Raw genomic sequence first — 19,190 nt, 5'->3', positions numbered from 1 at the left:
GGGTGACCGATGCATGCGCTTCAAGAACGTCTGGAGGGTTCTTCGTTGCGGGCGGGACATGCGGACGGCAGTCCGGCACGGCCGAGGCCGGGCAGGTGCACGTTCCCGCGCGGCCAGGCGGCCTCACAGGTGGATGGGCAGGTGGCGGGGTCCGCGGAGCATGGCGTTCTGTCGGTAGGGGGGCGGGTCCTGGACCAGGCGTGCCGCGCCGAGGTGAGGGAGCAGTGCGCCGAGGGCGGCTTGGGCCTCGATGCGGGCCAGTGGTGCGCCGTAGCACAGGTGGATGCCGCTGCCGAAGCCGAGATGCTGGTTGTCCGGACGGGTGGGGTCGAACCGGTCGGGGTCGTGGAACCGCATGGGGTCACGGTTGCCCGAGGCCAGCACCAGAATGACGGATGCGCCTCGGGGAATCTTGGTGCCGGCGACGTCGATGTCGTCGCGCGGAATGCGCTCGCGCATGTGGACCGGGGGTTCGTAGCGCAGCAGTTCCTCGACCGCTCGCGGCAGCAGGTCGGGTTCGCGGCGCAGGTGGTCCAGGTGCTCCGGGTGGCGCAGTAGGGTGAGCACCCCGTTGGTGATCAGGTTGACCGTGGTCTCGTGTCCCGCGATGAGCAGCAGGACGGCGGTTTCCGCGAGTTCCTCCCGCGTGAGCCGCAGGGCCGGGTCCGGCTCGTTGGCGAAGGCGGTGAGCAAGTCGTCGCCCGGGCGGCCGAGGCGCTGTTCGGCGAGGTTCACCAGGTACAGGCCCATCTCGGTCCGCGCCTGGTCGCCGGCCTTGTCCGTCTCGGCGGAATCGCCCTCGGGCCTGACGTCGGCGGATGCGACGATCGTGTCGGACCAGGCCCGGAACAGTGGCTCGTCCTCGCGAGGCACGCCGAGCAGGCGGCAGATCACCGTGACGGGCAGCGGGTAGGCGAAATCGTCGACGACGTCGATCTGCCGGCCCGCCTCGAAGGACCCCAGCAGTTCCTTGGTGACCCGGTCGATCTCGCCGCGCATGGCGTCGACCCGGCCCGGGCTGTGCGGCGGTCCGAACGGCCGCATGGCCAGAGTGCGCAGCCTGTGGTGCTCCGGGTCGTCGAGCCTCAGGAACGGCGGCTTGTGGGTCACCGCGCCACGGGTACGGGGATCGGCACTCATCCGCGGGTCGTGGAGCAGAGCGGCGATCTCGTGGTAGGTGCCGGCCAGGTAGCTGCCGTCTGCCTGCCGCACCACGGGTCCGGCCTCGCGGAGTTCCGCGTACAGGGGGTAGGGGTTGGGGCGGTTGGCATAGTCGGTGATCCGTGTCAGCAGGGTCTCGGAGTCCATGGCGGCTCCTCGCGGTGGGCGTGATGTGGGTCAGCCGGTGGGCGGCACCACGGTCAGCCGGCGGTCGGGGAGGTATCCGGTGAGTGCCACAGTGGGGCCGTGGGAGAGCCCCTTCGGATCCGGCACGTCGGATGGAATCGGGACGTCGGCCGCGATCGCACGGTCCTGTGCACCGAGTGGGGGCGGGAACGGAGCCGCCGTCTCGATCAGGTGCCGGTAGTAGTCGAGCGACTTGGCCATGTCGACGGTGACCGCGGCGGTCACCCGGCCCTGGAAGCCGTAGACCATCGCCAAACGGCGCGCCTCCAGAGAGCCCTGGGCGATGACCACGTGGTCGGAGAACGTGGGCACGCCCACGGACTTGATGTTGAGGCCGAACTGGGTCGACCAGAACGTGGGGATGGCCAGGTGCGGGCGCCGCAGGGGTCCCGGATTGATCATGTTGTGGGCCGCTACTTCGGCCTGATCGACCGCGTTTCCCCAGTGCTCCAGGGAGAGCATCTGGTAGCCGAACAGCGGGTGGGGGAAGCGGGAGACGTCGCCGGCCACGAAGATGTCGTCGGTGACGATTCCGTACATGTTGAAGGCGCGGCATCCGGCGTCGCAGGCGATTCCGCGCGGGCCCGCTGCCAGTCCGGTGTCCGCAAGCCATTCGACGTTGCGGATCGCCCCCAATGCCGCGACGCACACGTCGGCGTCGACGCGGCTGCCGTCGGACAGCTCCGCGCCGGTGAAAGTGCCGTTCCCGCGCAGGGCGGTGACCGTCACCCCGGTGCGCAGGTCCACGCCATGGTTGCGCTGCATGACGGCCGCGAGCTTCGACAGGGTGCCGCCGAGGGCGCCCACCAGAGGTGCGGGCCCGCGTTCGGTGACCGTGACGTCCAGCCCCATTTCCCGGCAGGCCGAGGCGATCTCCGAGCCGGTGAAGCCGCCGCCGATCACCAGCACCCGCCGTGGCCCGGCGGCCAGCCGCTCGGCCAGCCCCGCGGCGTCCTCACGCGTGCGCAGGGTGAACACCCCGTCCAGGGCGGCCTCCTCCGGGTTGGGCCAGGGCCGCGCGCGTGTCCCGGTGGCGATCAGCAACCGATCGTATGGCAGCGACTCGCCGTCCTCGAGCACCACTCGTTTCGCGAGAGGGTCCAGGCCGGTGGCGCGTACTCCCAGCCGCCAGTCGGCATCCGGGTCCCGGCGCATCGGCAGCTCGGTGGTGTCCGCCGTCGCCTTGCCGAGCAGCACCTGCTTGGACAGCGGCGGCCGGTCGTACGGAGCGTGGGGCTCGTCCCCGACCACGGTCAGTGAGCCGGTGAAGCCCCCCTCACGCAGCGCCTCCGCGGCCCGCAGCCCGGCCAGCGACGCGCCCACGACGACGATACGGCCGTCCATGAGATCATCGGGCACCGCCGCCCACCTCCTCACCGACGAGGATGGCCTGGACCGGGCACGCCGCCGCGGCCTGACGCACGCGCTCCACCTGATCGTCGGGCACGGCCGTGGTGTACAGCAGTCCCTCCTCCCCGTGCAGCTCGAACATCTTCGGTGCGAGGAACACGCACTGTGCGTAGCCCTGGCAGCGTGTGAGGTCGACAACGGTTCGCATCCTCACCACTTCCTCCGTTGTTTCACCCCCGCCTTTCCAGGATGGAGTGAGAGCGGGAGGCTCGCACGGCCACGCCGGGGACGGCGGGCCGGCACCGTGGGAGGGTGCCGGGTCAGCCCAGGGTTCGGTCGAGGTCGAAGGCCGCGCTGATGAAGATCAGACCTGGCACGGGTCGTACCCGCGCGGTGCGGTCAGACTCACGCGGTAGTGGCGGTGCCCCGTGCGGGATCCTCAGCGATCTTGAGGGCGACCACGACGGCTGCAGCCGGCATAAGGGCTCGGTCACCGGCAGCCGTTCCCGCCGCCGCACCGGGCGGTCGGTCACTCGGCGGAGACCGGCGCCGTCCTGCGGTCAGCCCGCCGATTCGGCCGCGTGCGGGCTGAGGACACCGGCCATGACCAGCCCGATGATGACGATGCCGAGGACGATCCGGTACCAGACGAACGGCATGAAGCTCTTCGTGGAGATGTACTTCATGAACCAGGCAATGACGGCGTACCCGGAGACGAAGGCAACCCCCGTGGCGAACAGCGTCGGCCCCCACGCCACGTGGCCGCTCTCCATCGCGTCCTTCAACTCGAAGACACCGGAGGCCAGTACGGCGGGAATGGCCAGCAGGAAGGAGTAACGGGCCGCCGCCTCGCGCCGGTAGCCCATGAACAGCCCGCCGCTGATGGTGGCGCCCGAGCGGGAGACACCCGGGATCAGGGCCATGGCCTGGCAACAACCGTAGATGAGGCCGTCCTTGACGCCCAGGTCCCGCAGCACCTTGCCCTGCTGGGGCGCCCGGTGCCGGCCGCCCCTCTCGTCGCGCGCCGCCAGCCGGTCGGCGACACCGATGACCACACCCACGACGACCAGCATGGTCGCGGTCACCCGCAGATCACGGAACGGCCCCTCGATCTGGTCCTTGAGAGTCAGCCCGAGCACCCCGATCGGTATCGATCCGACGATCACCAGCCAGCCCATGCGAGCGTCCGGATCACGGCGCATCGCCCTGCTCCCCAGCGAACGGGACCAGGCCGACAGGATCCGGCCGATGTCCTTGCGGAAGTAGATCAGCACCGCCGCCTCCGTGCCGATCTGGGTGATCGCCGTGAAGGCGGCGCCGGGGTCCTGCCACCCGGAGAAGGCCGCCGTCAGCCGCAGATGCGCGCTGGAGGAGACGGGAAGGAACTCGGTCAGCCCCTGGACGAGTCCGAGGATGAGGGATTCAAACCAAGACATGAAGGTACGGAGTCCAAGGAGCCGATCCGGAAAGGGCGATGGACACACCGGTCCACCGTGCCTGGTGATCGGGTGCGCCGCGGGGGCAAGGTAACGCCCGCAGGTGACGGGACCGCGAACAACGCCTTCACAGATCGCCACGCGCTCCTGACGACACGGTGGGTGCGGACATCCGGACGCGTGCAGGGGAAGCCCGAACCGGCTCGCGCGCAGTGGGTGTCGTCAGCCACGCCGCAGCGGTGGCGCCTGCGCCGGGCGACCGCCGTGCCCAGCAGGGCCGGGACCGTCGTGCAGGCCATCGTATGGAGGAAGGCCGGGCAGGTCGGTGCGGAGGTGCGGGCGCCTGCGACGGCGTAGGTGGCGGTGTTCGGGAGGGAGCCGAGGACCGAGGCGAGGAGGAAGGCGGGCCAGTACCGTCACGGGGTCTGCACCGAGATCGCGGCGGTCACGAGCCACGGGTGACTGGCTCGCCAGGCGATCTTCGGCATCCTTCCGCAGGATGGGTTCCGGTTGCCCGGCCGAAGCGAGGGACGGCGGGCGCTCTTCTGCGCGGCAGCCATGCCGCCCCGAGCTCAGGAGCCCCACATGACAGCGAAGACGGATGTGCTGATATCGGCACTGGAGGACGCCCGTGACGCCCACACCGCGGTCATCGGCCGATTCCGGACGGATGCGGCCATCACCCCGCCGGGCGCCGACCGGCAGCGAATCGAAAGCCAAGTGATCGAGGCGGAATACCACCTCGGGCGGATCGAGGCCCGGGTGCGCGAGCTGCGCCCGCCTCGTGGGCTGCTGTCGGCCTCCGGGCAGCTGATGGGCATGGTGACCCGCGGCGCCGTGCGGGCAAGCGTGCTTCCGCTGGAGGTGGGCATGTCGGCCGTGACGGAGATCGTGCGCGGCAGGAGGCCGGCCGATGAGCGCCGGCTGCTGAGGGCCGCAGAGGACCAGTACACGGCCGCAGCCCGGGCCCTGGCGACCTGCCAGGCGGGCAAGGACATCGCCGAACGGCTCAACGACCAGGAGACCGCCGAACTGTTCGCCATGCTCAGCCGGCAGAACGAGGTACTGCTGGAGACCAGCGAGGAGAACCTCGCCCGACGAACCAGGGCTGTGGCGGAAGCAGCCCGTACGCCGCGGGCAGCAGCCGCCGAAGGCGGCATCCTGCTGCAGGCGATCAGGCGCAAGACGCAGGCGGCCACTGCCGGGCTGCGGGCACTCCTCCTGAGGATCACCAGACGCGTGAGGGGCGCGGCCGAGGAAGCCTGGTGGGAGATGCCCGCCGTCACCCGTGTGGCGGAGAAGGTGCAGGGCGCGATGACCCGCGAGGAGGCCCTGCCCATCCCCGGCCTCAGTCAGCTCGGCGTCACGGAGATCCAGCAGCGCCTGCGCGACCTGTCCCGGACGGAGCTGACGATGATCGAGGGCTACGAACGCGCACACGCGGGCCGCCCCGGGGTCCTGGACACCATCGAGCATCTCAGCCCGGCCCAGCCCTGAGCCGGCACCGAATCGACTCCCTCAACCTGTCAGGCGATCCTCCCCCGAGGTCATGGTCGGCCAGCTACGGCGGCCTCCCCTGACGCCATACCCCATGCTTGCGCCACCATCCGGATCTCAGGTGAGCCGCGGCCCACGACGGTCAGCACTGTTGTGCGGTTTGACCTGCTCAGGCGTGCTCCCGGCGCTCGAGCCGCTCGTGCACGTGTGTCCTGGCCGGGTAGACCAGGCAGCACGGGGTAGAACGGCTGGTGGCTCCTTTGTTACGGGAGCCGGAACATGCCCATGATCAAGGGCTGTTCCCAGGCATGAACGAAGGAATAGCAGCATGGCCAGCGGCACCGTGAAGTGGTTCAACTCCGAAAAGGGTTATGGCTTCATCGCCCAGGACGACGGAGGCCCGGACGTCTTCGCCCACTACTCCGAAATCCAGGGCGGGGGCGGCTACCGTGAGCTGACCGAGGGCGAGCACGTCACCTTTGACATCGGCCAGGGTCAGAAGGGCCCGCAGGCACAGAACATTGTCCGGGGCTGACTGCTCACGATGATGGGAGGCGGGTTGCCTGACCAGGCAACCCGCCTCTTTTGTGCAACACACACGCCGTGGCCGCGGTCACGCCGCTGCGAGGGGGCAGGATCGCGGGGCACCGCAGCCCCAGCCGGCCGAGGGCACCTCGGCCGGCTGGCCGGCATCTGCTCCGTCCGCTCGTCGACCGGCGTGATGATGACGCCATGCAGATGGCCGCACGCCCCGACCAAGCCGGAGCCTTCCGGCGCGCGACCGCCTCGCCGGCCCACCAGCCCTGCTACACCACCCGGCCACCAGCAGTCAGGTAACCGTGCGCGTGTGGAGCCAAGCCTCGTGCCCACTGGACGAGCGGTTCGCTCAGTGGACCAAAGTGTCTGGACGGTGGTCTGAAGCGCCGGCAGTGGGCCGACCGCGAGGTGGCGCTGGGGCCGGGAGAGGTCGCCGAGTGGGCGGCGCGGCTCAGGGACGCGTTGCGGGAGGAGCTGTCGGCGTGAGGTTCCGCGCAAGCGATTCGCTTTCTTCCCTGTCGATCACGTAGTGTTCTGTTCACCGACGCGGGGTGGAGCAGCTCGGTAGCTCGCTGGGCTCATAACCCAGAGGTCGCAGGTTCAAATCCTGTCCCCGCTACTGAAGGCCGAGGGCCGGAATCCGATCAGGGATTCCGGCCCTCGGTGTTTCCGTCCCCGGTGTGCCGCCGCCGGGGCCCATCGCAGCCGCTCGCTACCTCGATGTTCACGTTCACCGACAGCACCGCGACTTGAGCGATCGATGGCGGACGACCGCGACCTTGCCCTGGACGTTCAGACCGGCGTAGTCGGACGCGTCGCCCTGCCCGGCGTAGACCGCCGAGAGCTTCCAGGAGCCGTCGGGCAGCATGGTGGAGCCGGTCTGCGACAGCACGTCGTCGAAGCTGCGGGTCGCGCCTCGGAGCTCCCGACAGGGCCCCGCCGACCGTGGCTCGTGCCCTCGCTCTGGCCCCCAGGTCACGTCGTCCTACCCGTCGGCACGGTCGTCGTCGGCGTCCGGCTGCGCGGGCAGGGCCTGGCCGGCGGACACCGATTCCACTTCGCCGATGTCCTGCGGCGTGAGGTCGAGGTCGGAGCTCTCGTCGTCGCCGGGTCCCTCTGCCTCTCGTCGGGCCTTGCGCCGGTCGTTGAGAAGGGAAGAGACAACGGCGGCGAAATAGAGAATCGCGATCGGGGCGGCCAGCGCCAGCATGGTCAGCGGGTCCGTGCTCGGCGTCGCCACAGCAGAAAAGACCGTGATCCCCACGATCATGCCGCGCCACCGGCCGAGCATCCGCCGGCCGGACAGCACTCCGGTGAGGTTCAGCATCACCAGCAGCAGCGGCATCTCGAAGGAGAGACCGAAGACGACCACCATGCGGGTGACGAGGTCGAGCAGATCGTCCAGCGGCAACAGGTTGTCCACCCCGCGCGGGGTGAAGCCGATCAACACCTTCGCGGTGGTGGGAAGCACCCTGTAGGCGAAGAAGGCACCGCCGAAGAACAGCGGGACGCCCGCGCCGACGAACGCATAGGCGTATTTCCGCTCGTGCTTGTGCAGGCCGGGGGCAACGAACGCCCACAGCTGGTACAGCCATACCGGCGAGGCCAGCACGACACCGGCCATCAGGGACACCTTCAGCGCCAGGGTGAAGGGCGCGAGCAGACCGTTGATCGTGATCCGCGCGCAGGTGGTGCCGGCGGTCTGCTTGGCCAGATCGGCGAAGGACGTCGGGCATCCGACCGAGTCCAGCACCGGCCTGGTGAAGAAGTTGATGATGCCCTTGTAGGAGAAGGCCGCGGCGATCGTGACGACCAGGATGGCAAGGACGGCCCTGGCGAGCCGGTTGCGGAGCTCACGAAGGTGCTCCGCGAGCGGCATCCGCCCCTCGGGATCCTTCTCCTTGTTGCGGGCCGACTGGGGCACGCCAGGTCCTCATCTCGTGCGGCAGACCGGAGACCACCGGCCCTGCGTCAGTACTTGATCGTCTCCATCACCCGGTGGGGCGCGAGTTCAGCGCTGCTCCGGCCAAGACGCCGACCGGTACAGCGGACAACGACGCGGGCGGCCCGACAGCGCATGAGGTGAGCCGGCCGGGGAGGCTTCGGGCAACGTCTCGTGCGGGGAAGAGCCAGGGGCGCGCAGGACCGGGCTCAGTCTCTGTGGCTGGTCATGCTGTCCGTGGGCGCGGTGCGGGCGGTGGCGGTGTCTCCGGGAGTGCCCGAGATCGTCCGCGGTCCCGGTGCGGGCTCAGGCTCGGGGCGTGGCTCGTTGGAGACGCCGTCGTCCTTCAGGGCCCTGGTCTCGCTCTTGAGGATCCGCAGGGACTTGCCCAGCGCCCGGGCCGTCTCGGGTAGTTTCTTCGAGCCGAAGATCAAAACCACCACCGCGACCAGGATCAGCAGGTGCCAGGGCTCCAGCGCATTGCGGAACATCGTCACACCACCCTTTCGAACGCGTCGGCCCTCATATCCGCCTCGGCGATCCGTGCCGCTTGCTCCTGCGCGGCAGCGGTGGGAGCGGGAGCACCCGCGGCGCATCGTGTCTTGCCGCTCCAGGCATGCGCCGGTGGCCGGCACTCGTCGTCGCGGAAGGAGATCCGCAGGAGGTGGCCGGGCAGGCCGGAGTCCGTGCCCGCGGTCTCGTGCGCGGGCGCCTGGGGGGAGGTTTCCCGGTGCACTTGGCACGACGGTTTCACCGGTGTCCGCCGCCCGCGCCATCGGGAGATTCCCACGGCCTCGTCCCGCCAGGCCTCACAAGTGAATTCGTCGCCCGTCGCCGCCGCAGCCGCGGGGGGCTCGAACGGCATCAGGCATACGGCGAGGCGTAGTTCGCCGCCTGTGACCTGCATGGCCACCTGCGCCGGCTGCCCGGTCCGCGGAGTGTGCGGGGGCGTTTGGGCCGGATGGACGCCCAGGCGCTGCCCCTGGGAGCAACCGCATTCGGGCACCTGGAACAGCCGATGGGTCCTCGCGTTCGGCCACGGTGCGTTCATCGGCCTTCCCTGGCGCGACCGTTCCTGTCGCCGGCCGGCGGGATGTTCACGCATGGCTGTCGGGCGTGGGAGGCGAGGCGAGTGGAGTTGGCCGGCTGCCTCGGGGGCGTGCCGGGTGTCGACGTCCTTGCGGGTCATGTGTCCTTCTTCTTGTCGGGGCGGGGTCGATTCGGATTCCGGGGCGCCCGGCAGCCGTCCAGGCGGCGTACTCCTGGCGGACGTAGAAGCGGCTGCCGGGGGCGAGCAAGCCTGATCGGTGATCCGTCGCCGGGCTGCGGTGCCGGCCCTGGCAAGTGGCCGCAGTCCGTGCGGTACGCCCGGCCCGGTCATGGCGAGCACCTCAGGCAGGCACGGACTTCGCGACCGCCGCGTTTCTGGTGGACCTCGGTCGACTGGGCGAGGTACTGGACGATGCCGGTGCCGCGGCCGTGTTCGTCGGAGGCGATGTCGGGGCGACGGCGCTCCACTGCCATGCCGGAGTCAGTGACCACGATGTGCAGAGTGCCGTCGTCGAGGACGAGCCGCAGGGTCATGCGCTCGCGGCCGTACTGGGCGGCGTTGGCGGCGAGTTCGTCGACGATGAGAACGGCGGAGTCCCGTTCGCCTGCGGGCACGCTCCAGGCCTCCAGCAGATCAGCCGCGAAGTGACGGGCGGCGGAGACGTGTGCCTCCTGCGCGGGCAGGGTGAGCAGCGCCTCGTGGCGGCAGGGCCGGCCGAGCAGTGAACTCGGGCTGAGGGGGTCGGTCACAAACATGGTCTTCTGGCTCTTCTGTGGGTGTGCGGAGACCGGAAGGGGGAGACCACCAGCGGCTTCCGGGTGTCGGTCAGCGGGATGCTGCATCGGCGCGCTCATTTGGTTCCACGGGCGACACATGCCGAGCGGTTCGAGGTATTCACCACTTTTTGCTCGACTTCTTGCGGGTCACGTCCATGCCGGCGGCCTGCCTGGGCTCACTCGCCTCTGCCGGAGCTCGATGCCGTACTCGGGTGGACCGGGTCCCGGCAGCTCGCTCCTTCGCCCGTGGTCGTCCGGACGGCCCTGCGGGAACGTCGCACCGCAGAGCCGGACGAACGTCCCCCCAGTGACATGACGACCCTGGCCTCGCCTCACGCCCGGATTGTGACCAGCTTCCGGCCGTTGCCCGCGAGGATCTCGAAGTGCTCGATGGCCCCGGGGGCCATGGCGACCGCCCCGGGGATCGTGGTGCCAGGAGGGTACTCGCCTGCCCGCCAGGTGGCGCCGTCCGCCCGGGCTCCGCCGGGCCCGACCGCCTGCAGCCGGCAGGTGATTCCGGCGGGTGCCCCCTTGGCGGAGACCTGCAGGACACTGCCCCAGGCAGAGGGTGAGACCTTCACCGAGGCGGAGACGCCGGTGGTGGGATCACTTCCGGAGACGGTGCGCCAGGCCGTGGGCACGGTCGGCCCGGGCGGCGTCGCCACGCTGCCCACTGTGCCGGTGGCCGCCAGCCATGTGCCACTGGCCGCCGCCGCGACGAACGTGAGTGAGGCGGCTGCGCCGGCCAGTTGCAGACGCCAGGTCCTGCGGCGCCGGGTCGCGGCCTGCTGGAGCAGTTTCTCCAGCACACCTCCCTCGGGCGCCCGCAACACCGCGGGCACGGTGAGCACGGCGTGCCGTTCGGGCGAGGAGCCCTGCGCGGTTTCGGCTGCCCGTGCCACCAGCCGGTCGGCCAGGTTCCCGTCGGCCGCCAGCACGGTCCGGCCTGCGGCTTCCGCCGCGGTCACCGTCGTCAGCAGCGCGGGCAGTCCCGTCAGCTGGGCGTGTTCAGCCTGACACTCGCCGCATTCCGCGAGGTGGGCGCGCACCCGCTCCGCTTCCGCCAAGGGCAGGGTGCGCAGGACGTGTGCTCCCAGCGCCAGCCGGAGGTCGTCGTGCTGCGCGCTCATGGTCGCCACCTCCCGCACGCCACGGTCATGGCTCGATCCCCCGTTCCTGGAGCGCCAACCGCAGGGCGTGCAGGGCGTAGTACGTCCGCGACTTCACGGTGCCCAGCGGGATGCCCAGCACCCGCGCTGCCTCCGTCATGGTCCGGCCCCGGTAGTAGGTCTCCAGCAGGACGGCGCGGTGGTCGGGGGACAGCGTCCGGAGGGCGTCGGCGACCGCCCGGCTCTGCAGTGCCTGCTCGATCTCGTCCTCGCCCGGCTTCTGCTCGGCGGCACGCTCCAGCGCCTCGCCGCCTGCCTCGGCCGGCCTGGCCTGCCGGGCCCGGCGGGCATCGATGACCAGGTGCCGTGCGACCGTGCGCAGCCATGCCCGGGCCGGGCCTCGCGCGGGATCGCACACGGCGGGATGCCGCCACGCCCGGAGCAGCGTCTCCTGCACCACGTCCTCCGCCCATTGCCCATCTCCCGAGGTCAGTCGCAGTACGTAGGGGAACAGGGCTCCTGCGTGCTCCGCGTACAGAGTGCGCGGCAGTTCCTCATCTGCGGTCGAAAGGGTCCCTTTACCGGAGACACGGCCCGCGGAGCGATCCGGATCGGTCCGCGGGTCACGTTTTCGGGAACTCCCGGGCAGGGGCCGATCATCGCGCACATGTACGACTCTGCCCCGTAACGCACGAAAGGGTGCAGGTGTCGCTCTGTGAGCGTCGTGGGCGTGGCGCCCCTGCCGGGCCTTGCGGCACCGCCGGGGCCAAGCGTGCGCGACGCCCGGAAGGCCGGCTGATCCGCGGCGATACCAAGAGGTCTCACAAAAGTGCATATCTGCCGAACCGCGGGACCCCCGCCGTCCGTGGAGCCGGACGAGAGCCGACTTACGCGCAATTCCAATTGATTGGGGACTGATGACCGGACACACGGGCGCGCGGATGCGGCGTCCCGCACGAACGGTGGCGGGCTTTCTGGGTGCTTTGCTGCCGGTCGCGGTCGCGGTGGGGGTATATGCGTTCGGCCGCACGCACACCCCCGACTACACCAGCGGCCTGTTCGGGCGGCACGGCGTCGGCGCCAACGATCTCAAGGCGCGTCTGGGCAGCGCTCTGATGACACTCGCGGTCGTCCAACTGCTGCTCGGACTGTGGATATACCGACGCCTACCGGGAGCGAGGGCCGCACCGCACCGGGTGCACCCCGCACACCGGCTCATCGGCCTCCTTGCCTTTCTGCTCTCGCTGCCCATCGCCTACCACTGCATCACCGCCTACGGAGTTGAGTTCACGAGCAGCCGAGTGGCGGTGCACTCCATCACGGGCTGCGTCCTGTACGGCGCGTTCGTCGCCAAGGTGCTGGTGGTACACAGCCGCCGACTGCCCGGTTGGGCGCTTCCGGCCGCCGGCGGCGCCCTGGTCACCGCCATAGCGGTGATGTGGTACACAGCCGCCGTGTGGTTCTTCGCCGGCTCCGCCCCCGGCTTCTGACCGCTGCGGCAGCTCCGACGGCACCGCCGGAGGTGTGGCTGAACCGAACCGCTCACAGTCCCGGTGGATGCCGTCCGTCGGTCTCAGAGGGTGAGGGTGGGACCTTCGAGGTCGGCCCATACGGCGAGGTCGAGGGTGCGTTCGAGGCCGTTGCGCTCGCTGGTGGTGAGGTCCACGGGCTTGGTGGTGGTGATCTGCTGCAGCCGGGTCCGGTCGAGGAGGTCGAGGGCGGGGCTGTTGCCCGACGACAGCAGTTCGCGGACCTGGACCTGCAGTTCGGTCACGTAGGCGGGGTCCTGAGTGGAGGGATAGGGGCTTTTGACCCGCTCCACGACGGACAGCGGCAGGAGTTCCGAGGTGGCTGCCCTCAGGAGGCTCTTCTCGCGGCCGTCGAAGGTCTTCATCGACCACGGGGTGTTGAAGACGTACTCGACCAGGCGGTGGTCGCAGAACGGGACGCGGACCTCCAGACCGGTGGCCATGCTGAGGCGGTCCTTGCGGTCCAGGAGCATGCGGACGAAGCGGGTGAGGTGCAGGTAGCACACCTCCCGCATCCGGCGTTCGAGGGGGTCCTTCTCGCTGTCCAGGCGCGGTACCTGGACCAAGGCCTCCTGGTACCGCTGGGCGAGGTAGCCAGGCAGGTCCAGTCGTTCCCGCAGCTCCGGATCGAGCAGCGAACCGCCGCCCCGGCCATGCTGGCGTTCCAGCGCCGCCAGCCAGGGGAAGGTGCCGGCGTCCCGAGCGGCAGGGTCGTGGAACCACGCGTAGCCGCCGAAGACCTCGTCGGCGGACTCCCCGGACAGAGCCACCGTGGAGTGCTTGCGGATCGCCCGGAACAGCAGCAGAAGTGACTGGTCCAGGTCGCCCAGGCCCAGAGGCAGGTCCCGGGCGCGGACGGCGGCGGCGCGGACGTTCGGATCCGCGAGGTTCTCGGGATCGAGGACGATGTCCTGATGGTCGGTGCCCACGTGCCGAACGACGTCGTGGACGTACGGCGTGTCCGGCGTCGCGCGCAGGTCGTCTGGGATGAAGTTCTCGCTCTGGCCGACGAAGTCGACGGCGAAGCTGCGGACGGTTTCCTTTCCGCGGAGTTGCTCCGCCGCCAGTGCGGTGATGGCACTGGAGTCCAGGCCGCCCGAGAGCAGGACGCACCGCGGCACGTCCGAGACCAGCTGGCGGCGCACGGTGTCCTCCAGCAGCTCGCGCACCCGCGCGATGGTGTCCTGCCGGGTATCGGTGTGCTCGGCGGCGCTGAGCTGCCAGTACGGACGGGTGCGCAGGCCAGCGCGCTCGATGGTCACCACGGTGCCCGGCTCCACTTCCCGCATTCCCGCCCAGATGGCGTGGCCGGGGGTTTTGGCCATGGAGAACAGTTCACGCAGCCCGTCGAGGCCGACGGTGCGCGGTGCGAGGGGGTTGGCCAGGATGGCTTTGGGTTCGGAGCCGAACAGTACGCCGTCGTCGGTGGCGAAGTAGTACAGGGGCTTGATACCCATGCGGTCGCGGATCAGCAGCAGCTGGTCGGTCCGTCCGTCCCAGACGGCGAAGGCGAACATGCCGTTGAGGTGCTCGGGGAGGTCGGCCCCCCACTCCAGGTAGCCACGCAGAACGACCTCGGTGTCGCTGTCGGTGTGGAAGGAATGGCCGCGGCGGCGTAGCTCGCCACGCAACTCGGTGTAGTTGTACGCCTCCCCCGAGTACACCAGGACGACATCGCCGTCCGGGGTGTGCTCACTCATCGGCTGGACGCCGCCGGGCAGGTCGATGATGGCGAGCCGGCGGTGGCCCAGAGCCGCGTGCGTGTCGAGCCAGAGGCCCTGTGCGTCCGGTCCGCGGCAGGCCATCGTGGCGTTCATGGCTTCGACGGTGGGGCGTTCGGGTCGCAGGTCTCGCTGGTAGGACACCCAACCGGAGATTCCGCACATGGGGTGGCACTCCTTGCCGTGGAGAAGCATCCAGCACCGTGGATGGCACCCCCCACTGGACCGTAACAAGGACCGCCGACCGGCGCAGCTCGCACGGGCGGAGCTGCGGCGCGGTGACGGTCCGTGGTATCGCCTCGTATGCGGGAGTTGGATCCACCGCCGGATATCAGGAATCGAGAAGCGCGAGGCACGGACCGGGTTCTAGCCTGCTCACCATGGACATCACCATTCATACGAGTTACCTGCCGCACGACGACCCGGACGCGTCGCTCGCCTTCTACCGCGATGTTCTCGGCTTCGAGGTCCGCAGCGACGTCGGGCAGGGCAGGATGCGCTGGATCACGGTCGGCCCGGCCGGTCAGCCCGACACGTCCCTCCTCCTGGCGCCGCCGGCCGCCGACCCGGGAGTCACCGAGGACGAGCGCCGCACCATCACCGAGATGATGGCGAAAGGCACCTACGGCTGGATCCTGCTGGCCACCCCGGACCTCGACGCCACGTTCGAGAAGGTACAGGCCGGTGACACCGAGGTCGTCCAGGAGCCGACCGAGCAGCCGTACGGCATCCGTGACTGCGCCTTCCGCGACCCCGCGGGCAACCTGGTCCGCATCCAGGAGCTTCGCTGAGCCGCGTCCGCAGCCTTGGCCGACTCCGGTGGGCCGGCCCGCATCACCGAGCGCCCGGGGTGCCTGTCCCGGCAGGCATTCCAGGCGCCGGTAGGCGTCGGTGGAAGAGGAGAGAAAGGGGAGTCGTCCCATGTGTCATCCCGAGTGGCGGCGCGCACGCGTCGAGGCGCAGCGCTTGACCGACCTCGCGCGGCTGCGGCGCGTCCGCGACCGGATCGACAGGGAGTACGCGCAGCCGCTGAACGTGGAGGCGCTGGCCCGCGGTGTGAACATGTCCGCCGGGCACCTCAGCCGGCAGTTCCGGGCCGCCTACGGTGAGTCGCCGTACGCGTACCTGATGACGCGTCGCATCGAGCGCGCGACGGCGCTGCTGCGGCGGGGCGACCTCAGTGTCACCGAGGTCTGCTTCGCGGTCGGCTGCGCGTCGCTGGGCACGTTCACCACCCGCTTCACCGAGCTGGTCGGCATGTCCCCCGGGGCTTTCCGGCGCCGCGCGGCGGATGCGGCGGGCGTGGCGGCCGACCATGCCGATCCCGCGAGTACGGCCGGTGATGCGGGACCTGCGATCACGGCCGGTGATGCGGGACCTGCGATCACGGTGGAGGGGATGCCGGCGTGTGTGGCGAAGCAGGTGACGAGACCGGTCAGGAATCGAGAAGCCCCGGCCGCCGAGCAGCCCTTAGCGTGATGGCCATGGCAACCACCGCGTCCCACACGTCCGTCGCGTCCGTCACCCTCGAGGTGGCCGACCCCGAGGCCGCCCACCGCTTCTACACCGCCTTCGGAGTGGACACGCACGTACGCCTCCGGGCGTCCGAGCCGCACTCCGCCGGATTCCGCGGCTTCACCCTGGCGCTCACGGTGTCCGGGCCCGCCACCGTCGACAGCTTCCTCGGCGCCGCCGTGGACGCGGGCGCCACCGTGCTGAAGCCCGCCGCGAAGTCGCTGTGGGGCTACGGCGGCGTCGTCCAGGCCCCGGACGGGACGATCTGGAAGGTCGCGACCTCGGCGAAGAAGGACACCGGCCCGGCCACCCGCGAGATCGACGAGATCGTCCTCCTGCTCGGCGTCGAGGACGTGAAGGCCAGCAAGCAGTTCTACGTCGGCCGGGGCCTGACCGTGGCCAGGAGCTTCGGCGGCAAGTACGCCGAGTTCGCCTCCGACGAGTCCAGCCCCGTCAAGCTGGCGCTGTACAAGCGCCGCGGACTCGCCAAGGATCTCGGAGTCCCCGCCGACGGCACCGGCTCGCACCGCATCGTCCTCGGCAGCACCGCCGGCCCCTTCACCGACCCTGACGGATTCGCCTGGGAAGCCGCCACGTCGCTCACCCCCGCGCCGTCCACGACGTCCGCACCGTCCTGACTCACGGACCTGAACTCCCGCCCCGCCCTGCCTCATCCCTGGACGAGAGGAAGTCTGCCGTGCAGCACACGAAGTCGTCTGCCGAGAACTCCGGCGCGGACGCCGAGGAGTACAACGGGTTCACTGCCGAAGAGCGGGCCGCGATGAAGGAGCACGCGCAGGAGCAGAAGCAGGCGGTGGCGCGGCGCGGTTCGCGGGCGGAGAAGGAGGCGGCCGCGGAGCGGGATGTGCTTGCGAAGATCGCCGAGATGCCGGAGGCGGACCGGGTCCTCGCCGAGCGGATCCACGCTGTCGTCAAGGCCGCCGCTCCGGACCTCACGCCCCGGCTCTGGTACGGGATGCCCGCCTACGCCAGGGACGGCAAGGTCGTCTGCCACTTCCAGAGCGCGCAGAAGTTCAAGTCGAGGTATGCCACGCTCGGATTCAGCGACCAGGCGGCTCTCGACGACGGCGCCATGTGGCCGACCGCCTACGCCCTGAGGGAGCTGACCGCGGCCGACGAACAGCGCATCATCACGCTCGTCAAGAAGGCGGCGGGCTGAGGCCAACCGGGGCGGACATCCTCTGCCTGCGGGTCTCGGCCCTGCTGACGCCGGCGTCGCCCCCCTCCGCCGCACTTCTGGGACGCGCGCTGGAGATGTGCGGCGAATGCAATCAGCTCGCGGCGGAGCCGCTGGAACTCGTCGTCCTTCCAGCTCTGGCCCGTCGCCGTGGCGACGGCCACGTTGATCGTGCTCCCTCAACCTCGCACTGTTCCCGGCGGTTCCCGCCGTCCCGGCGTGTCCGGCCCCCGCCGGGCGGCGCGTCTTCTCACCGCCCGAAGCGGATCGTGGTGTACGCGTAGACCTCGCCCTCCCGCGGCGCACGGTTCCAGGACCGTGTGGTCAGTCGCGGCAGTATGCCCTCGACCAGGGCATGTCGAGGGAGGGACAGACCGAACTCGTCCTGCACGGCGGCCAGCAGGCACCGTTCGCGGTCCGCCTCGCCGACGCCGCGCAGGACCCGTTCCGGATCGAGGGTGCCGGGTACCGGCCCCGAGCGTTCGACGTCTGTGCCGCACAGCGTGTACGCGTACAGCTCCTCGCCCCGCTCGGCGACCGAGAGGTGGAACACCGCCAGACCGCCGTCGCGAGCGCTGTGCGCCCACAGCACCACCGCGCGTCCTCCGCGCGAGGCGTAGGCGGCCGGGGAGACGAAGAAGTGCCCGGCCGCCGCCGTCCGTGGGGCCGCGTCACAGGCGAACGCCCACCCGGAGCCCGTCCGGCCCACCGACACAACGGCCCGGTCCTCCCACGGCGCCGATTCGTCCCACTGCCCATGGCCGTGGTGGAACCACGCAGCGCGGCGGCCGGACGGAGCGGTCAGGCCCGCGCACCCGTCCTCGCCGACCAGGTCGGGCAGCGCCTCCGGCTCCGCGCCCTCCACCCACAGACACCGGTGGGAGTCGTGCGGGGCGTTCCACCGCGGAGTGTCCGCCAGCCAGCGCAGTCCCGGCGGATCCAGGTCCGGCACCGGATCGGGCACAGGACCCGGCCGGCCGGCCCGAGGCGTGGCCAGCAGCTCCAGGCCCCGCTCCCGCGTCACCACCGGACCCAGTACGGGGTCCGCCAGCAGACCGAGCGGCGCCAGCAGGTCCGGCCCCGGCGGCGACCACGACGGCAGCGCGGCACGGATCACCCGCCACGCCGCGTCCGTGTCCCCCCACCTCGCCGACTCCCGCGCCTCGGCCGCCGCCCGTCCGAAGGCACCGTCCGGCGCATAGCGGTAGGAACCGTCGCGCACCTGGGCGAGGATCGCGTCCGCGGCCGTCGAGACGCCGTCGTCGGTCTCAGTGCCGAGCACGAACCGGTGGGGCAGGGCGCCGGAACGGTTGTCCCGCAGGTGCGCGGCAGCCATCACCGGCACCAACTCGCCCGTGTAGCGCGGATCGGCCACAAGCTCACCGAAGCCGTAGTATCCGCCGCCGTGCGCCAGCACCTCCAGCTGCCGCAGCATGCCCCGAGCGCTGGGCCGTCCGTAGCGCTCCGCCTCGGTGAGCAGCTCCCGGGCGGTCTCCCACCTCCCGCTCAGGGCTTCACTCCGCGCACGCTCCACGTCGGCGTCCAGGGCGCGGGTGGTGTCGTTCACGAAGCCGGGACCGGCCGCACGGGCGGAGTGGAAGTCCTGGTACATCCGCTGCATGTAGGCGCGGAACGACGGATACCGATCCGGCAGTTCGCCGCTCCATCCCTTGTAGACGTACAGAGCCCACTCGCCGTCCTCATCGGTGTCGCCTGGGTCGAGCAGGGCATAGGAGATGTCCGAATCGGTCTCCAGCTGCAGTGCCCGCTGCCACATCCCGGCCAGCAGCACGTCCTGCTCGGTCGAGTGCTCGGTCAACGCCTCCTGGTAGATCGCGGTCAGGTCGAGCGGATCGCCGAACCAGGCGATCTCGTGAGCCGCGCCCAGCCGGTAGATGGACCCCTTGTCGAATCGCCAGCCGTTGCTGGCCCCGAGGAACTGCCGGTAGGACGGAGGGAACCGGGTGCCCAGGCGGTCCTCGGCGGCGGTTATCTCCGCCTCGGCCGCCGGCGAGGCGGAGAGCGTGAGGTCGGCGAGGGTGAGGCCGCCCTCCGCCAGGTCCTCCGCATCGTCCTCGTCCGGGGTCCATTCCTCCTGCCAACGGCGGAGGAACTGCTGCCAGTCAAAGCGGTTCTCGATCACGGGCCGATTGTGGCAGCGACCACCGACAGCGGGCCCGTG

Annotated in this window: 20 protein-coding genes and 1 tRNA gene; 8 read left to right on the top strand and 13 right to left on the bottom strand. The window is 70.4% G+C overall.

What is annotated here, in order from left to right:
* Positions 1 to 123: 123 nt before the first annotated feature.
* From TNCT6_RS38215 to TNCT6_RS38200, 4 genes are all read right to left on the bottom strand, one after another.
* On the bottom strand, positions 124 to 1,308 hold the full coding sequence (locus TNCT6_RS38215; RefSeq protein ID WP_141367740.1) for a cytochrome P450: 1,185 nt from the start codon (positions 1,306 to 1,308) through the stop codon (positions 124 to 126).
* 30 nt (positions 1,309 to 1,338) lie between these two features.
* On the bottom strand, positions 1,339 to 2,706 hold the full coding sequence (locus TNCT6_RS38210; RefSeq protein WP_141367739.1) for an NAD(P)/FAD-dependent oxidoreductase: 1,368 nt from the start codon (positions 2,704 to 2,706) through the stop codon (positions 1,339 to 1,341).
* On the bottom strand, positions 2,696 to 2,905 hold the full coding sequence (locus tag TNCT6_RS38205; RefSeq protein WP_141367738.1) for a ferredoxin: 210 nt from the start codon (positions 2,903 to 2,905) through the stop codon (positions 2,696 to 2,698). Before TNCT6_RS38205 ends, TNCT6_RS38210 begins: the two co-directional genes overlap by 11 nt.
* A 352-nt stretch (positions 2,906 to 3,257) precedes the next feature.
* Entirely contained in the window at positions 3,258 to 4,133 is an 876-nt protein-coding gene (locus TNCT6_RS38200) for an undecaprenyl-diphosphate phosphatase (RefSeq protein ID WP_141365159.1), read from the bottom strand.
* Between the two features lie 585 nt (positions 4,134 to 4,718).
* On the opposite strand from TNCT6_RS38200, the gene TNCT6_RS38195 reads away from it, so the two are divergent.
* From TNCT6_RS38195 to TNCT6_RS38185, 3 genes are all read left to right on the top strand, one after another.
* On the top strand, positions 4,719 to 5,630 hold the full coding sequence (locus TNCT6_RS38195) for a hypothetical protein (RefSeq protein WP_141367737.1): 912 nt from the start codon (positions 4,719 to 4,721) through the stop codon (positions 5,628 to 5,630).
* Positions 5,631 to 5,958: 328 nt separating this feature from the next.
* On the top strand, positions 5,959 to 6,165 hold the full coding sequence (locus TNCT6_RS38190; RefSeq protein ID WP_141367736.1) for a cold-shock protein: 207 nt from the start codon (positions 5,959 to 5,961) through the stop codon (positions 6,163 to 6,165).
* 547 nt (positions 6,166 to 6,712) lie between these two features.
* Positions 6,713 to 6,786 (top strand) — tRNA-Met (locus TNCT6_RS38185).
* Positions 6,787 to 6,897: 111 nt separating this feature from the next.
* Here TNCT6_RS38185 and TNCT6_RS40345 read toward each other — a convergent pair.
* The 7 genes from TNCT6_RS40345 to TNCT6_RS38155 all read right to left on the bottom strand — a co-directional run bounded on the left by TNCT6_RS40345 (position 6,898) and on the right by TNCT6_RS38155 (position 11,712).
* On the bottom strand, positions 6,898 to 7,059 hold the full coding sequence (locus TNCT6_RS40345) for a hypothetical protein (protein WP_172633307.1): 162 nt from the start codon (positions 7,057 to 7,059) through the stop codon (positions 6,898 to 6,900).
* 93 nt (positions 7,060 to 7,152) lie between these two features.
* A complete protein-coding gene (gene tatC, locus TNCT6_RS38180; protein WP_141367735.1) occupies positions 7,153 to 8,091 on the bottom strand; it encodes a twin-arginine translocase subunit TatC in 939 nt (312 codons plus the stop codon).
* Between the two features lie 227 nt (positions 8,092 to 8,318).
* Positions 8,319 to 8,600, bottom strand: coding sequence for a Sec-independent protein translocase subunit TatA (gene tatA, locus TNCT6_RS38175; protein WP_172633306.1), 282 nt, complete (start codon positions 8,598 to 8,600; stop codon positions 8,319 to 8,321).
* 2 nt (positions 8,601 to 8,602) lie between these two features.
* Entirely contained in the window at positions 8,603 to 8,845 is a 243-nt protein-coding gene (locus TNCT6_RS38170) for a hypothetical protein (RefSeq protein WP_141367733.1), read from the bottom strand.
* 641 nt (positions 8,846 to 9,486) lie between these two features.
* Positions 9,487 to 9,909 (bottom strand): ATP-binding protein, encoded by a 423-nt coding sequence (locus TNCT6_RS38165; protein ID WP_253266535.1) that lies wholly within the window; start codon positions 9,907 to 9,909, stop codon positions 9,487 to 9,489.
* A gap of 359 nt (positions 9,910 to 10,268) precedes the next feature.
* Positions 10,269 to 11,066 (bottom strand): zf-HC2 domain-containing protein, encoded by a 798-nt coding sequence (locus tag TNCT6_RS38160; RefSeq protein ID WP_141367732.1) that lies wholly within the window; start codon positions 11,064 to 11,066, stop codon positions 10,269 to 10,271.
* Positions 11,067 to 11,091: 25 nt separating this feature from the next.
* Positions 11,092 to 11,712, bottom strand: a complete 621-nt coding sequence (locus tag TNCT6_RS38155; RefSeq protein ID WP_373996265.1) for a sigma-70 family RNA polymerase sigma factor — start codon at positions 11,710 to 11,712, stop codon at positions 11,092 to 11,094.
* Between the two features lie 250 nt (positions 11,713 to 11,962).
* Here TNCT6_RS38155 and TNCT6_RS38150 point away from each other — a divergent pair, with 250 nt between their 5' ends.
* Entirely contained in the window at positions 11,963 to 12,535 is a 573-nt protein-coding gene (locus tag TNCT6_RS38150; protein ID WP_253266533.1) for a DUF6529 family protein, read from the top strand.
* Between the two features lie 83 nt (positions 12,536 to 12,618).
* Here the strand turns inward: TNCT6_RS38150 and asnB are convergent, their stop codons facing one another.
* Positions 12,619 to 14,460: an asparagine synthase (glutamine-hydrolyzing) gene (gene asnB, locus TNCT6_RS38145; RefSeq protein ID WP_141367731.1), complete on the bottom strand. Its 1,842-nt coding sequence runs from the start codon at positions 14,458 to 14,460 to the stop codon at positions 12,619 to 12,621.
* Positions 14,461 to 14,675: 215 nt separating this feature from the next.
* Here asnB and TNCT6_RS38140 point away from each other — a divergent pair, with 215 nt between their 5' ends.
* From TNCT6_RS38140 to TNCT6_RS38125, 4 genes are all read left to right on the top strand, one after another.
* Positions 14,676 to 15,086, top strand: coding sequence for a VOC family protein (locus tag TNCT6_RS38140; protein ID WP_141367730.1), 411 nt, complete (start codon positions 14,676 to 14,678; stop codon positions 15,084 to 15,086).
* A 130-nt stretch (positions 15,087 to 15,216) separates the two neighbouring features.
* Positions 15,217 to 15,774, top strand: coding sequence for a helix-turn-helix transcriptional regulator (locus TNCT6_RS38135; RefSeq protein ID WP_141367729.1), 558 nt, complete (start codon positions 15,217 to 15,219; stop codon positions 15,772 to 15,774).
* On the top strand, positions 15,774 to 16,448 hold the full coding sequence (locus TNCT6_RS38130) for a glyoxalase (protein ID WP_141367728.1): 675 nt from the start codon (positions 15,774 to 15,776) through the stop codon (positions 16,446 to 16,448). Before TNCT6_RS38135 ends, TNCT6_RS38130 begins: the two co-directional genes overlap by 1 nt.
* A 143-nt stretch (positions 16,449 to 16,591) precedes the next feature.
* Positions 16,592 to 16,990, top strand: a complete 399-nt coding sequence (locus TNCT6_RS38125) for an iron chaperone (protein WP_253266572.1) — start codon at positions 16,592 to 16,594, stop codon at positions 16,988 to 16,990.
* A 268-nt stretch (positions 16,991 to 17,258) separates the two neighbouring features.
* On the opposite strand, the gene TNCT6_RS38120 is transcribed toward TNCT6_RS38125, so the two are convergent.
* Positions 17,259 to 19,151: an SMI1/KNR4 family protein gene (locus TNCT6_RS38120; protein ID WP_141367726.1), complete on the bottom strand. Its 1,893-nt coding sequence runs from the start codon at positions 19,149 to 19,151 to the stop codon at positions 17,259 to 17,261.
* Positions 19,152 to 19,190: the final 39 nt, after the last annotated feature.

This window comes from Streptomyces sp. 6-11-2, assembly GCF_006540305.1.
Taxonomy (GTDB): domain Bacteria; phylum Actinomycetota; class Actinomycetes; order Streptomycetales; family Streptomycetaceae; genus Streptomyces.
Note: the sequence above shows the minus strand (reverse complement) of the source record. Positions and strands in the feature narration are given on the sequence as shown.

What these genes read in the sequence shown, in the direction of transcription:
- tatA (WP_172633306.1), bottom strand. Translation starts at nt 8,600, where the DNA reads ATGTTCCGCAATGCGCTGGAGCCCTGGCACCTGCTGATCCTGGTCGCG.
- TNCT6_RS38160 (WP_141367732.1), bottom strand. Translation starts at nt 11,066, where the DNA reads ATGAGCGCGCAGCACGACGACCTCCGGCTGGCGCTGGGAGCACACGTC.
- TNCT6_RS38135 (WP_141367729.1), top strand. Translation starts at nt 15,217, where the DNA reads ATGTGTCATCCCGAGTGGCGGCGCGCACGCGTCGAGGCGCAGCGCTTG.
- TNCT6_RS38200 (WP_141365159.1), bottom strand. Translation starts at nt 4,133, where the DNA reads ATGTCTTGGTTTGAATCCCTCATCCTCGGACTCGTCCAGGGGCTGACC.
- TNCT6_RS38195 (WP_141367737.1), top strand. Translation starts at nt 4,719, where the DNA reads ATGACAGCGAAGACGGATGTGCTGATATCGGCACTGGAGGACGCCCGT.
- TNCT6_RS38205 (WP_141367738.1), bottom strand. Translation starts at nt 2,905, where the DNA reads ATGCGAACCGTTGTCGACCTCACACGCTGCCAGGGCTACGCACAGTGC.
- TNCT6_RS38140 (WP_141367730.1), top strand. Translation starts at nt 14,676, where the DNA reads ATGGACATCACCATTCATACGAGTTACCTGCCGCACGACGACCCGGAC.
- TNCT6_RS38190 (WP_141367736.1), top strand. Translation starts at nt 5,959, where the DNA reads ATGGCCAGCGGCACCGTGAAGTGGTTCAACTCCGAAAAGGGTTATGGC.
- TNCT6_RS38215 (WP_141367740.1), bottom strand. Translation starts at nt 1,308, where the DNA reads ATGGACTCCGAGACCCTGCTGACACGGATCACCGACTATGCCAACCGC.
- asnB (WP_141367731.1), bottom strand. Translation starts at nt 14,460, where the DNA reads ATGTGCGGAATCTCCGGTTGGGTGTCCTACCAGCGAGACCTGCGACCC.
- TNCT6_RS38150 (WP_253266533.1), top strand. Translation starts at nt 11,963, where the DNA reads ATGACCGGACACACGGGCGCGCGGATGCGGCGTCCCGCACGAACGGTG.
- TNCT6_RS38125 (WP_253266572.1), top strand. Translation starts at nt 16,592, where the DNA reads ATGAAGGAGCACGCGCAGGAGCAGAAGCAGGCGGTGGCGCGGCGCGGT.
- TNCT6_RS38130 (WP_141367728.1), top strand. Translation starts at nt 15,774, where the DNA reads ATGGCCATGGCAACCACCGCGTCCCACACGTCCGTCGCGTCCGTCACC.